Annotated in this window: 13 protein-coding genes; 4 read left to right on the plus strand and 9 right to left on the minus strand. The window is 71.6% G+C overall.

The genetic code is table 11. The features are described from left to right. The 4 genes from ABD211_RS12885 to ABD211_RS12900 form a co-directional block, all read right to left on the minus strand. Complete coding sequence (locus ABD211_RS12885; protein ID WP_344129942.1) at positions 1-1,263, minus strand: ABC transporter substrate-binding protein; 1,263 nt, start codon at positions 1,261-1,263, stop codon at positions 1-3. A 128-nt stretch (positions 1,264-1,391) separates the two neighbouring features. Continuing rightward, a complete protein-coding gene (locus ABD211_RS12890; protein WP_344129944.1) occupies positions 1,392-2,162 on the minus strand; it encodes a FadR/GntR family transcriptional regulator in 771 nt (256 codons plus the stop codon). A gap of 148 nt (positions 2,163-2,310) precedes the next feature. After that, complete coding sequence (locus ABD211_RS12895) at positions 2,311-3,072, minus strand: SDR family oxidoreductase (RefSeq protein ID WP_344129947.1); 762 nt, start codon at positions 3,070-3,072, stop codon at positions 2,311-2,313. Continuing rightward, positions 3,069-4,094, minus strand: a complete 1,026-nt coding sequence (locus tag ABD211_RS12900) for a zinc-dependent alcohol dehydrogenase (RefSeq protein WP_344129950.1) — start codon at positions 4,092-4,094, stop codon at positions 3,069-3,071. The genes ABD211_RS12895 and ABD211_RS12900 overlap by 4 nt, the downstream gene beginning before the upstream one ends. 130 nt (positions 4,095-4,224) lie before the next feature. Here ABD211_RS12900 and ABD211_RS12905 point away from each other — a divergent pair, with 130 nt between their 5' ends. Genes ABD211_RS12905 through ABD211_RS12915 form a run of 3 tightly spaced genes read left to right on the plus strand, consistent with a single transcriptional unit; the run spans position 4,225 to position 6,415 of the window. Beyond that, positions 4,225-5,478, plus strand: a complete 1,254-nt coding sequence (locus tag ABD211_RS12905) for a flavin-dependent oxidoreductase (RefSeq protein WP_344129953.1) — start codon at positions 4,225-4,227, stop codon at positions 5,476-5,478. Further along, the gene (locus ABD211_RS12910) at positions 5,475-5,951 is read left to right on the plus strand and encodes a MarR family winged helix-turn-helix transcriptional regulator (RefSeq protein ID WP_344129956.1); all 477 of its coding nucleotides are present in this window, start codon (positions 5,475-5,477) and stop codon (positions 5,949-5,951) included. Before ABD211_RS12905 ends, ABD211_RS12910 begins: the two co-directional genes overlap by 4 nt. Continuing rightward, entirely contained in the window at positions 5,948-6,415 is a 468-nt protein-coding gene (locus ABD211_RS12915) for a DUF3237 domain-containing protein (RefSeq protein ID WP_344129959.1), read from the plus strand. The genes ABD211_RS12910 and ABD211_RS12915 overlap by 4 nt, the downstream gene beginning before the upstream one ends. A gap of 17 nt (positions 6,416-6,432) precedes the next feature. Here the strand turns inward: ABD211_RS12915 and ABD211_RS12920 are convergent, their stop codons facing one another. The 3 genes from ABD211_RS12920 to ABD211_RS12930 are packed head-to-tail and all read right to left on the minus strand — an operon-like array spanning position 6,433 to position 8,469. Next, positions 6,433-6,801 (minus strand): MmcQ/YjbR family DNA-binding protein, encoded by a 369-nt coding sequence (locus tag ABD211_RS12920; protein ID WP_344129962.1) that lies wholly within the window; start codon positions 6,799-6,801, stop codon positions 6,433-6,435. Between the two features lie 13 nt (positions 6,802-6,814). Next, entirely contained in the window at positions 6,815-7,345 is a 531-nt protein-coding gene (locus ABD211_RS12925; protein ID WP_344129964.1) for a hypothetical protein, read from the minus strand. Next, a complete protein-coding gene (locus ABD211_RS12930; protein WP_344129966.1) occupies positions 7,261-8,469 on the minus strand; it encodes a serine aminopeptidase domain-containing protein in 1,209 nt (402 codons plus the stop codon). Before ABD211_RS12930 ends, ABD211_RS12925 begins: the two co-directional genes overlap by 85 nt. 135 nt (positions 8,470-8,604) lie before the next feature. Between ABD211_RS12930 and ABD211_RS12935 the strand changes: the two genes are divergently transcribed. Further along, positions 8,605-9,777: a VOC family protein gene (locus ABD211_RS12935; protein WP_344129968.1), complete on the plus strand. Its 1,173-nt coding sequence runs from the start codon at positions 8,605-8,607 to the stop codon at positions 9,775-9,777. Here the strand turns inward: ABD211_RS12935 and ABD211_RS12940 are convergent. Both ABD211_RS12940 and ABD211_RS12945 read right to left on the minus strand, forming a co-directional pair. Continuing rightward, entirely contained in the window at positions 9,764-11,284 is a 1,521-nt protein-coding gene (locus ABD211_RS12940; RefSeq protein WP_344129971.1) for an FAD-dependent oxidoreductase, read from the minus strand. The genes ABD211_RS12935 and ABD211_RS12940 overlap by 14 nt on opposite strands. 51 nt (positions 11,285-11,335) lie before the next feature. Further along, positions 11,336-12,469 (minus strand): RICIN domain-containing protein, encoded by a 1,134-nt coding sequence (locus ABD211_RS12945; protein WP_344129974.1) that lies wholly within the window; start codon positions 12,467-12,469, stop codon positions 11,336-11,338. Positions 12,470-12,671: the final 202 nt, after the last annotated feature.

The raw sequence follows: 12,671 nt of genomic DNA on the forward strand, positions 1-12,671 counted from the left end.
TCAGGCCTTGTCCGAGGCGGCGAGCTGCTTGAGCGCGTCGTCGACGGTCACCGACCCCTCGAGGATCTGCTGCGACAGCTTGCCCATCAGGTCGATCGTCTTCGAGGACAGCGCGACATGCAGCGCGGGCTTGCCGGTCTTGAGCGCTGACACGATGGTCGCGACCGCGGGTCCGGCGTCCGCTGTGGAGATCGTCGTATCGGAGGCGATCGCGCCGGCGTCCTTGTAGAACGCCTGCAGAGCGTCGGTGGTGGTCAGCGAGCGCACGAGGTCGGCGGCGACGGCCGGGTCCTTCGTCCACTTCGCCACGGCGTACCCGATGCCGCCGTCGAAGGGGAGGCTGGGCGTCGAGCCCTCGGTCACCACGGGTGAGACCATCACCCCGACGTTCTGTGCCCCCAGGAACTCACCGAAGTCCTTCCAGTGGCCGATGTCGGACATCAGCCCGATGATGTTGGCCGCCTTGGCGGTGTCGAAGACGCTGAAGATGTCGGTGAACATCGTGGTGGAGTTGGCGCCCTTGTTGTTCAGGCCGGCGTCGTTCGCCTCCTTCCACAGCTGGAAGATCCGCTTCACGTTCGGGGAGGTCCAGTCGCGCTTGCCGGCGATCCAGGCGTCGTACTCCTGGGGGGTCAGCACGCCGGAGCCCAGCGCGGAGAGCCAGAACTGGATGCCGATGCCCTCCTTGTTGCCCAGCGCGAAGCACGTCGCGCCGGTCGCCTTCTTGATGGCGGCGCAGTCGCTGACGAACCCGGTCCACGTCGTCGGCGGCTTGTCCGCGTCGAGGCCGGCCTTCTGGTACAGCGTCTTGTTGTAGTAGATGGGGTGACCCTGCAGGGTCACCGGCGCGCCGTAGATCTTGCCGGCCTTGCTGAACGCGTCCCACCCGGCCAGCCGCTGCCTGTCGGGGGCGACGTAGTCGTCGAGAGCAACGAGCGCGTCCACCCGGTCACGGAGCTGGCCGCCCCCGTTGAACATCATGACGTCCGGACCCTTGCCCGACTGGATCGCCGTCCCGAGCAGCGTGTAGTACTGATCGAACGGCTGCGCCACGAACTCGACGGACACGCCGGGGTGCTTCTTCGCGAAGTCGGCCTTCGCCTTCTCGACGTAGTTGGCCGCGGTCTTGTCGCTGGACTTCCAGTCCCAGACGACGAGCTTGCCGCTCTCGCCGTTGGACTTATCGGTTCCTGAGGCACTTCCACAGCCCGTCAAGGCCAGCGCCGCCACGACGGCGACCGACCACAGTGCTCGCTGGTTCATCTTTTGCTCACCTTTCGAGAAGGTGGCCGGACCCGGCCGTCCGCTAGGTGACGACCAAGCTAGGTCATAAGACGTATGATGTCAATGGATGCGAATAGCGCGTTGCCGGGTTCCTGATGACAACGCGGCTAACGCTCGAGCCGACCCGGGCCGCCGGGTTCGCCGCGGCGCACGAGCCAGGCCTCCGTGATGTGGTTGAACATCGCTTCCGCGGCACCGGTGGGGTCGTGCGCGGCAATGCGCTCGTAGATGCGCCGGTGGCCCTGGTTGGACGCCTCGCACAGGGCACGTTCGCGCCGGCCCATGTACCGGGCGGTGTTGAGGACCTGGCTCTCCAGCGCGCGCACGACCGCGCGGGCGAGGCGGTTGCCGGACGCCTGCATGATCAGATCGTGGAAGGTCCGGTCGTGCACGGCGTAGGTGACATGGTCGCTGACCAGCTCGTCCATCCGCTCGACCTGCGCCCGGAGGGCCGCGATGAGGTCCTCGGTGGCCAGCCGGGCGGCCACGTTGGCCATGTCCGACTCCAGCACGCGCCGGGTGGCGACCAGATCGTCGAGGATCGACAGGCCCTCGTCCTCCGCGATGCTCGCGGCCAGGACCAGCTCGTCCAGCATGTTCCACATGGTCGGTGAGGTCACCGTCGTGCCCGCCCCGTGGCGGACCTGGACCAGGCCCTTCTCCTGAAGCATCTTCACGGCTTCGCGCACCACCGTGCGGCTCACGGAGAAGGTCTCGCTGAGGGCGGGCTCGGGCGGAAGGGGCGTACCGGGCTCATACTGACCCCGGACGATCCGCTCCACCAGCTCGGCGGTCAGCGCGCTGGCGAGGTTGGCGGGGCGCCGTGCCCAGGCCGGAGGCGACAGAGCGCTGGCGGTTGATCGCTGCGATGCCGCCATATGTCCTCCGATGGCCTTACAACAGGCGCTCAGTATATGCGGAGGACTCCACCCGATCGATCGCGCGGTATACCGTCGATAACAATCCCGCCCGCATAGTGGGACCGGAGCGCTGTTGCCGTAACGAACGGCCCACCCCCGAAGTCGGTCAGCGGGCGAGCCAGCCGCCGTCGACCGGGATGATGGCGCCGTTGACGTAGGCCGCGGCGTCCGAGGCCAGGAACACGGTCACACCGGCGAGGTCCTGCGGCAGCCCCCATCGACCGGCGGGGATCCGGCCGAGGATCGCGCGGTTGCGCTCCGGGTCGTCCTGGAGCGCGCGGGTGTTGTCGGTGGCGATGTAACCGGGGGCGATCGCGTTGACGTTGACGCCGCTGGCGGCCCACTCGTTGGCCAGTGCCCGGGTGATGCCCGCGATGCCCGACTTGGCGGCGGCGTAGCCGGGCACCGTGATGCCCCCCTGGAAGCTCAACATCGACGCGGTGAAGATGATGCGCCCCGCACCCCGGCCCACCATGCCGCGGCCGAGCTCGCGGGCGAGCACGAACTGCGCGGTGAGGTTCACCTCGAGCACGTGGTCCCAGTCCTCGTCGGTGTGCGTGGCCGCGGGCGCCCGGCGGATGGTCCCGGCATTGTTGACCAGGATGTCGACTGGCCGGTCCAACCCGCCGAGCCAGCCCACGAGCTCCCGGACCTGGGTCCGGTCGGACAGGTCCGCGCGGCGGGGCAGGAACGCACGTCCGTGCGCCGCCACCCGCCCGGCCGCCTCGCTGCCGTGGTCCTCCAGCGCCGCGCTCACGCCGACGATGTCCGCACCGGCCGCGGCGAGCGCCTCGGCCATGGCGAGCCCAATGCCGCGACGACAGCCGGTCACGACGGCCAACCGGCCGGACAGGTCGAACAGCTTCACCGGGCTCCCCCGCAGTCGAGCAGGATCTTGACGTCGCCGCCGGCCTCCAGGGCCTCGAACGCCTCGGCGACGTCGTCGAGCGCCACGATGCGGGAGATCAACCGGTCCGACGGCACATGCCCGTCGCGGACCAGCCGGATCGCCTCCTCGTAGTCATCGCGCTGGTACACCCGGACGCCGATCATCTCCAGCTCCCGCCAGAAGACGCGGTGCAGATCCACCTCACGCGGCCGCGAATGGATCGCCACCATGACCAGGCGCCCACGCACGGCCAACAGATCGGTGGCGGTGCGCACGGCGGCGGCGGAGCCGGAGACCTCGAACACCACGTCGGCGCCGGCGTCGCCGGTCTGCTCGCGCACCTGTCGGGCGACATCCACGGCCGCGGGGTCCACCGTGGTCAGCCCGAGGCCGGCGGCGACGGCACGTCGGTGCGCGTCCAGTTCCAGCACGGTCACCGCCGCGCCGCGGGCCCGCGCCACCGTGGCGATGAGCAGGCCGACGGGGCCGGCCCCGATGACGACGGCGTGCTCGCCGGCGGCGAGGCGGGAGCGGCGCACGTCGTGGACCGCCACCGCGGTCGGCTCGATGAGCGCCGCGTGCTCGAGCGCCAGGTCCGCCGGCAGGGGCACCAGGATGGTCGCCGGCACGGTCCAGGAACCCTGCATCGAGCCGGTGGAGTCGACGCCGATGAAGTTGAGCCGGTGGCAGATGTGGGTGTGGCCGACCCGGCAGGCGGGGCACTGCCCACACCAGTCCAGTGGCATCACCGTCACGGGGTCGCCGACCGCGTGGCCGCGTACGCCCTCGCCCAGTTCGGCGATCCGACCGGACATCTCGTGCCCGATGACGGCCGGCACGCGTACCCGATGGTCCATCGCGCCGTGCAGGATGTGCAGGTCCGTGCCGCAGATGCCGGTGTACGCCACGTCGATGCGCACCTGTCCGGGCGCGGGCGGCACCGGGCGGGCCTCCGCGACGGCGAGCGTACGGGCACCGAGGTACCGGGCGGCGCGGGTCATGCCGTGGAACATAGATCACACGTATGATGTGCGTCAAGCGGCTGCTGTCGATGTTCCGGGGCGGGGTCTTGACCGACCGATGGTTTTGTATCAAAACTATGAGGACCGCGTTCGGACCGAAGGACGACCGATGACGATCGTGATCGCCGGTGCCGGCATCGGCGGCCTCACCACCGCCCTGAGCCTGCACGCGGCCGGAATCAGCGACGTGACCGTCTACGAACGGGTCAGCGAGCTGCGACCGCTGGGTGTCGGCATCAACCTGCTCCCCCACGCGGTGCGGGAACTGACCGAGCTCGGTCTCGGCGACCTCGTCGCGACGCTGGGCGTCGCCCCCAGCACGCTGGCCTACTTCAACCGGCACGGGCAGCAGATCTGGACGGAGCCACGCGGCCTGGAGGCCGGCTACCGGTGGCCGCAGGTGTCGGTCTACCGCGGCCGGCTGCAGGGGATGCTCCTCGACGCCGTACGCGAACGCCTCGGCGCCGACGCCGTACGCACCGGGCACTCGCTGACGGCCGTCGAACACGGCGACCACCGCGACATCGCCTGCTTCGACACCGCCGACGGGCCTGTGCGCGTCGAGGCGGACGTGATCGTCGGGGCCGACGGCATCCACTCCGCCCTGCGCCGACAGCGCCACCCTGATGAGGGGCCGCCGAAGTGGAACGGGCTGACCTTGTGGCGTGGCACCGCCCGCGTTCCGTCCTATCTCGACGGACGAACAATGATCATGGCCGGGGACGGCCAGCAGAAGTTCGTCGCGTACCCCCTCAGCCCGCCCGACCCCGACGGCACCGCGCGGGTCAACTTCATCGCCGAACGCCGCGACGACGGCGCGCAGCAGACCGCCGACTGGAACCGGGCCGTCGACCCGGGTCCGATCGTCGAGATGTTCACCGGCTGGCGCTTCGACTGGCTGGACGTGCCGGCCGTCATCGCCGCCGCCGAACAGATCCTCGAGTACCCGATGGTCGACCGCGACCCCATCGACAGCTGGACCCACGGCCGCACGACCCTGCTCGGCGACGCCGCCCACCCGATGTACCCCAACGGATCCAACGGCGCGTCGCAGGCCATCCTCGACGCCCGGACCCTCGCCTGGCACCTCGCCACCACCCCGGACATCGCCCGGGCCCTGGCCGGGTATGAGGCCGACCGGCGGCCGGCGACCACCGCCCTGGTTCTGAGCAACCGCCGCCAAGGCCCCGAGCAGGTCATGGTGCTGGCCCACGAACGCGCACCCGACGGGTTCGCCGACATCGGCGACGTCTTCGGTCCCGGCGAGTTGGCCGACATCGCGGCCTCCTACAAACGGGCCGCCGGGTTCCATCCCGACGCGCTCAACAGCCGCGCCTCGCTGACCCCACCGGGTCGACCGTGAGCACCGTGGACGCGGCCCGGCTCGCCGCCGTCATCTCACCGCTGCGGCGTACGCTGCTGGCCGCCGCCCGCACCGCCGAACGCCTGCCGGAGATCCCCGACCCGCAGATCGAGATCATCCGAGTACTGCCCCGCGGCACGGCCGCGACCCCCGGCGAACTCGCGCAGCGGCTGGGACTGAGCCGCCCCACGATCAGCAACCTGTTGCGCGTCATGGAATCCGCGGATCTGATCACCCGCAGTCCGCGCTCCGACGATCGACGTCAGGTCGCGGTCGCCGCCTCCGCGAAGGCGCTGGACCTGTTCGACCGCTTCGACCGCGCCGGCACCGCCCTGGTCGCCGACGCGGTCGCGACCCTGCCCGCCGCCGACCGGCGTGCCCTCGCTGGCGCGGTCCCGGCCCTGGAACGACTGCGCGACGCCATCACCGTCCGGCGTCAGCCCACCCACCCCGGCCCGAAGGAAACGCGATGACCGCCACCGCACCCACTCCCGGCCTGGCTCCGGCCTTCGACGTCGAGGTCCACCTGGCCCCGCTGCAGGACCACGGCAACACCCGCGCCGGCCACCGCCGCGTCGTCCCCGTCACCGGCGGCCACGTCCACGGCCTGTTCACCGCCGACATCCTGCCCGGAGGCGGCGACTGGCAACTGGTGCGCCCCGACGGCGCCGTCGAGATCTCCGCCCGCTACACCGCCCAGACCCCCGAGGGCGAGTACGTGAACATCCGGACCTTCGGCGTGCGCAGCGGACCACCCGACGTCCTGCAGGCACTCCTCGAGGGTGCCCCGGTCGACGCCAGCACGTACTACTTCCGCATGAGCGTCCACCTGGAATCCGCGGCGCCATCCCTCGACACCCTCCAACAGTCGATCTTCATCGCGTCGGCCATCCGCGACGCCGACCGCGTCCACTACCGCGCCTACCGGGTCACCTGACCGGGCCGGGGAGCGGATCAGGCGTCGGGCCCCAGTCGCGCGACGAGCGACGCGGGCGCGATGGTCCGGTAGGCGTCCTCGCAGACCTCGCCGATCTCGGCCCAGTCCACGTCACCGTCCAGGCGCACGCCGACCCAGCCGCGATGACCCACGTACGGCGGCCGGAAGAAGCGTTGCCCGTCGGAGGCGATGAGCTCCTGTTGCGCGCCTGACGGCGCGGCACACCACAGGTGGGGGAACCCGTTGTCGTGGTGACCGTCGGCCCACAACATCACGAACGTCTTGCGGTCCCGCACGAACCAGGTCGGCGCGCCGTGGCTGGGCCGCTCGGTCACCTCGGGAAACGCCACGCAGATCGCCCGTACGCGGGCGAGCAGGTCAGCCATGGCGCCAGCCTAGTCACCGCGGCGCGGGCGCCTCGGTGGCTCGGACGCGGGGACGGCGCGACCCGCTCGCCGCCCTGGCCGGTCGGGGCTTCGCCGACTCCGGCAGCATCAGGGCCGCCCGCTCGTCTGCGGTGAGCAACCGCCGTCCGGCGGGCACCGGCAGCTGGGCCAGCACTTCCAGCAGGTCAGGTGGCTTGGGCGCGGTCTTCCGCCCTTTCCGCCTCGCCGCCGCGCTGGCCTGCTTCACCCGTTCGGTCTCGCCCGCGTCGGCGATGAGCTTGCGGACCTTCGGCGCGGTCCTCAGGTTGGTCTTCTGCGCCACCTGGTCGACCGGCATACCGTCCACCAGCGCGTCGGCCAACGCACGGCCGCGCGCCAGCCGGATCGCGGCCACCACCCCCTCGAAGAGGACCTGCTGGTGGGTGAGGTCGTCGTAGCGTTGCAGCGGGTCGGGCTCACTCAACGCGTACGCGCAGAGGTTGCGCACCAGGCCCTGCACGTTCGCCTCGTCGGCAACGTACCCCTCGGTGCTGGTCTCCGGCATCGGCGGCTCCTCTCCACGGCCCACGGCGGGCGCGCCACGTATGGGACGACCAAGAGTGCCAGATTCCGCAGGCCGGCGGCACCTTGCGAGGACCCGTACCGCCCATCGGTGACGAAGTCGTGCAGCCGGGCCAACACCGGCGCCGCCACGACGCCCGGGCGCCGCCTGATCGACAGGAAGTGGTCCGTCCCGCGGATCACGACCCGGCCCGGACCGGCCGTCCGCGCCTGACGCAGGACGGCCGCGAGGTGACGGGTCTGGGCGCAGCTGACGGTCACCTCGCGGGTCCCACAGGTGAGCAGCACGCGCGTGCCGGGTCGGACCCGGCGGGCCACGGTCAGCGGGTCGACCGCGTCGGCGGTGACGACGTAGCGGGCGCCCGCGTCGCGGATCGACGCGAACATCGCCGCCATTCCGGCCGGCAGCCCCGCGAGGGCGGGACGCCGGCCCGCCCGCAGGTCCGCCACGGCGCGGTCGATCGCGGCGACGACGACGCGCTGCCGACGACGCGCGAGGTCGCCCCTGCTTACCAACCCCGCGACCCGGGCGTGCGACTGCCGCCGGACCTGGTCGAGAAAGCGCAGCGACGTCGGCTCGAACAGCACGAGGCCGGCGGGCCGCGGCCGGGTCGCACCCGTGGCCACCAGCAGTGCGGTCAGGCTGCCCTCGCTGTGCCCCGCGATCAGCATCCGGGCCCGGTCCGTTTCCGGCCGGTCGCGCAGCACCTGGTAGGCGGCCGCCGCCTGACGTACGAGCGCGGGGTAGTCGACGTCGCGGACGGCACCGGTGCGTCCGGCGCCGTACTTGTCGAACCGCAGGGTCATCACCCCGTCGCGGCCCAGCGCCGCGGCGAGCTGCGCCCCGGTGCGCCAGACCCGCTCCGGCGGCAGGTCGCCGTTGCGGTCCACCAGCCCACCGCCCTGCAGCAGCAGCGCCGCCACCAACCGCTGCCCGACGCGGTGGCGCGGCACGTGCAGCGTGCCGTACGTAGCCGTTCCCTCAACGGGAAACACGATCTCCCGGTCGGCGGCCGCCACCATCGCGCCCGATGGCGGCGCGGCTGCCGCACCTGCCGGCACACCCACGACCAGTAGGACCACCGCGGCCAGCCGTATCCGCATCATGGCGCCTCCCGCGAACGGTGGCCGTCACTCCCGTTGACCAACGAGCCGCCCACACCGCCGTCACCCGACCGATCCCCCGCCGGTTCCATGGCCGAGGGAAGGCGATCATCCGGAATGGGCTCTACAGTGCCGGGCATGGCGATCGGTACGGACTGGCGGGTGGTCGACGGCGTCGCGACGGCATGGTTCGACGCGCCTTCGCTGATCGAGGGGGCCGCGCTGGCCGGGCGCGTCGTGGCGCTGCCGGCCGAGGTCGTTGTCGACGTGCGCGCGACAGGCGTCCGGGTGCGCCTCGACTCGGACGAGCACGCCGCGGCGGTGTCGGCGGCCGCGCGGGATCTCGGGCTGGCCGGGGACCCCACCGTGCCGCAGCACCTGAGCGTCGTGTTCGAGTCCGGGGACCCGTCCCTGGTGAGGCCGTTCTGGCAGCGCGTACTCGACTATGCGCCGGGGGACGACGGCGGTCTGACGGATCCGCTCCGGCGCGACCCCGCGATACGGATCCGGCAGTCGACCGAACCACGGCCGTTGCGCAACCGCATCCACCTCGACGTGGTACGCCCGGCCGCGGCGGTCGAGCAGGCGGGTCCTGGTGAGGCGTCGGGACCGTACGGGGTCCGCCACGCCGACCCTGACGGCAACGAGGTCGACCTGGTGCCGGGCGCGGCGCTCGGCGAGACGACCGGGACAGCCGACTGGCAGGCGGTGTTCAGCGCGATGGCGTGCTACCGCGTCGCCTCGCCGACGCAGCAGCGTGACCTGGCCGCCGCGGCCGCGACACTGGCCGACGACGCGGGCTTCCCGCTGCTGATCGACCTTCGCCCCGGGCTCGTGATCATCGACAGCGGTAAGGACCGGTGGGAGGCCGACGCCCATGGCCTCGGGCTCGACTTCACCGACCTCGCCGCAGACCTCCAGAGCGCTGCGCGCGAGCTCGGGGCCACTGCGGATCCGGGGCTGCCGCGCTTCGTCCAGCTCTTCCTCGACGCCGCGGACGTCGCCGCGGTCCGCGCGTTCTGGGTCGCCGCGCTCGGGTACACCCCCGACCGGCGGACCGAAACCAGCGACATCCACGACCCGCGGCGGCTGAACCCGGTGCTGGTCTTCCAACAGATCGACGCTTCGGAGACGGAACGGCGCCGGCAGCGTAACCGCATTCACGTCGAGCTCGCGGTGCCGTCGGACCTCCCGCAGGCGCGCCTCGCCACGATCGTCGCAGCCGGTGGCCGGCTCCTCGACGAGTCCGAGGGTCGCTGGCGGGTCGCCGACCCCGAAGGCAACGAGATCGTGCTGGTCAGCGGGACGTGAGGTCCTCCGGCGCGGGTGGCAGGGCGGTGGTGGCCGGGCCGTGGAGGACCGCCCCGTCGGGGTCGAAGCGGGAGCCGTGGCACGGGCAGTCCCACGTGCGTTCCGCGTCGTTGAACGCGACCGTGCAGCCGAGATGCGTGCAGGTCGCGGACACCGCGTGCAGCTGACCGGCGTCGTCGCGGTACACGGCGCGGCGCTGCCCGTCGACCCGGATCACCGCGCCCGCCCCGGCCGGTAGCTCAGCTACCGAGCCCGCGCCGGTGGTCATGCGGTCGCCGACGAAGTGCGCGGCCACGGCCGTGTTGGCACGCACGACCGCCGGTCCTTCGACGAGCGGGCGTACCCGGCTTGGGTCGAAGGTGGGGGCCCACGGCAGCGACCGGCCCGTCAACAGTGCCGCCAGCAACCGACCGGCCATCACCCCGTTGGTCATGCCCCACGCGTTGAACCCGGTCGCGACGTACGCGTGGTCCTTCCCGTGCGGCAGTGCCCCGACGAACGGCATCCGGTCCGGCGTGAGGTTGTCCTGCGCCGCCCACCGGTACGACAGGCCCTCGACACCGAAGTTCGCCGTCGCCCAGTCGGCCAGCCGCGCCCACCGGCTCTCGACGTCCCCGTCCCCGGGCGTGAAGTGCTCACCGGTCACGATCAGCAACCGCTGTCCCTCCCGGTACGGTGCGGTGCGTACCGAGCGGGTGTTCTCCTCGGTGGTCAGGTACATGCCCTCGGGGTCCGCGTCAGCCGGTATCGTGCCGGCCACGACCAGCTCCCGGCGCGGTTTCAGGCGGCTGAACAGCCCGACCCGGTCCACGAAGGGGTAGTGCGTCGCCACGACGACGTCGGTCGCGGTGACGGTGGCGCCGGCCTCGGTGACGAGCCGGCAGGGCTCGCCTGCGTCCATCGACGTGACGCGGGTCCGCTCCACGATCTGACCGCCCCGCGCGACCAGGTCGTCGGCGAGCGCGAGCAGGTAGCCGCGCGGATGGAACTGCGCCTGCCCGTCCACGCGCACCGCGGCGGCCACCGCGAAGGGCAGCCCCGTCGCGGTGACCAGCGAGGCCGGCAGGCCGGCCGCCGAGGCGGCGTCGGCCTCGTCCCGCAGCGGACCGACCTGCCCGGGATCGGTCACGTAGCAGTACGACGCCCGCTCCTCCAGGTCGCAGGCGATGCCGAGATCGGCGACCGTCTCGCGTACCCGTCCGAGGGCGTCGAGCTGGGCGCTCGCGTAGAGCCGGGCGACCTCGGCGCCCATCGACGAACGCAGCCGGTCGTAGACGAGGCCGTGCGCGGCGCTGACCTTGGCCGTGGTGTTCCCCGTGGTGGAGGCCGCCACCCGGTCGGCCTCCAGCACGACAACGCCCCGCCCCGCCCGGGCCAGTTCCCAGGCGGTGCAGATGCCGGCAATGCCACCACCGATCACCGCGACGTCGACCTCGATGTCCGCGGCCAGCCTCGGGTGATCGGTGGTGGCGCTCGTTGCTGTCCAGTACGACGTCAGCTCGGCCATCTGGGCTGTCTACCCCGTTCGCAACGGGATATTCGTAGGTTGGTCAGGGCACTAGACCCGGTTCCACCGTTGGTTGCCGGCGCCGGTGCACGTCCAGAGGATGACGGTCGCTCCGTTCGCGGTGGAGGCGCCGGAGACGTCCAGGCACAAGCCGGACGACACGCTGCTGATCGTGCCGTTGGAGTTGAGGTTCCACCGTTGGTTGGGCCCGCCACTGCAGTCCCATAGCTGCACCTTCGACCCGGCGGCGGCACCCGTCGGCGCGTCCAGACACTTGCCCAGCGCCTGCAGGGTCTGGTTGTTGAGGGTCCACCGCTGGTTGGACGCGCCGCTGCAGGCCCAGATGATCGGCTGGGTGCCGTTCGTCGTGTTGCTGCCCGGCACGTCCAGGCACTTGCCTGAGGCCACGCCCACGAGCGTCGTCGTGCCGGAGCCGGTGGCCGGGCCACTGGTCGGGCCGCCGGTCGAGCCGCCGTTGCCGATGCTGCCGGGGACCTTCTGCAGAGCCGCGTACCAGGTCGCGGCCATCTTGTCGTAGCCGGTCGCCGTGGGGTGGATGCCGTCGATGAGATCGGCGGTGGTCAGCGCGGAGTGCATGTCGACGAGGTGCACGCGCTTACCCGCGCTCACCTTGCTCTGCACGATGCCGGGAATCGTCGCGTTGAAGGTGCGGGCGGCCTGCTCCTGCCCGTAGTTCGACAGCGGGATGATGGTGGCGACGAACACGTCGGCGTTCGGCACCGCGGACGTGATGCGGTCGATCAGCGTCGACAGGCGCCCCGGCGCGCCGGAGACGTTGTAGTTCTGCAGTACGTCGTTCGTGCCGATGTGCAGCAGCACGGTGCGCGGCTGGTAGGAGCCCAGCCACCGGCTGATGTTGGCGTCGATCTGGTCGATACGCCAACCTGGGTGCCCCTCGTGGTCGTGGTCCCAGAGCGATGACGGCCCGTTGTACTGCGAGCCGACGAGGTCGACCCGGTAGCCGGCGGCGGCCATCCGTTGCCACAGGCCGATCCGGTATCCCCCGGGAACCTGGGTGCCCTCGGTGATCGAGTCACCGAGCGGCATGACGCGAACGCCGCCGTTGGACTCGGCGCTGGCGACGCTCAGGTTCGCCACCACGCCGGTGACGCCCAGAGCTGCGGTGAGTGTCGCGGCGATGAGCCATCGCGTGCGAGTACGCATGTTCAGCCTCTTTCGTGGTGAGCGCATTCGAGGTGGCCGGCGCTCCCACAGGGGGTCGGAGCGCCGGCCACGGTTTCGCTGGTTGTGCTGACTACCGCTGCAGGGTCAGGACGCCCGGGCGCCACGGCAGGTTGTTGTAGTCACCGCCCGCGCTCGGGGACTTGCCCTGGTAGAGCAACTGCAGGTTGCACGGGTCGATCGT

The sequence above is a fragment of the Luedemannella flava genome (assembly GCF_039528515.1).
GTDB classification, from domain to species: Bacteria; Actinomycetota; Actinomycetes; order Mycobacteriales; family Micromonosporaceae; genus Luedemannella; species Luedemannella flava.